The following is a 550-nucleotide window of genomic DNA, read 5'->3' as shown; positions in this document are numbered from 1 at the left end:
GGGCGCGACGCGGGCGGCGCCGCGCGCCGGCGGGTGCACGGGGTCGCGGACGACGCGCGGTCGGTGTGCCTGGTGGATGAGACGGCGGTGGCCGGCACGCGCCACGTGCCGGGGGTGCGGGCGCTGGCCGACGGGCTTGCGCCCGGCGACGAGCTGGCCTTCGTGCGCGACCGCTGCAATCCCTACGACCCCTGGGCGACGGAGGTGCGCGACGGGCGCGGCAACCGCCTGGGCTATGTGTCATGCGAGCACAACGAGGTGGTGGCGCGGCTGCTGGACGGCGGCCGCGACGTGGCGGGCCTGGTGGGGTCGGTGGATCAGCTGGGCAACTGGACGCGCATCCAGATGGAGGTGAGGCTCTATGCCTAGCGGGGCGATGGCGTCGGTCGGCACGGTGCCGGCGGGCGTGGCGTGGATAGGGCGCAGGGCGGGTGCGGGGGCATCGGAGGCGGCGTCCGCGCAGCCGATGGCGCCGGCGAGCGCGGCCGGCGCGGCGGCCTGGCCTTGGCGGCTGGCAGGCGTGGGGGCATCGTTGCGGGCGGCAGCGTCG

At 77.5% G+C, this 550-nt stretch carries 1 protein-coding gene; it reads left to right on the top strand.

The window, feature by feature from the left end; all coding sequences use genetic code 11:
- The coding region (locus D1643_RS11410; RefSeq protein ID WP_160710685.1) for an HIRAN domain-containing protein at positions 1–369 on the top strand (369 nt) is incomplete at its 5' end.
- Positions 370–550 lie beyond the last annotated feature (181 nt).

The organism is Enterorhabdus sp. P55, assembly GCF_009911695.1.
In the GTDB taxonomy this organism is placed as follows: domain Bacteria; phylum Actinomycetota; class Coriobacteriia; order Coriobacteriales; family Eggerthellaceae; genus Enterorhabdus.
The sequence above is the reverse complement of the archived record's forward strand: the minus strand, read 5'-3'. Positions and strand labels throughout refer to the sequence as shown.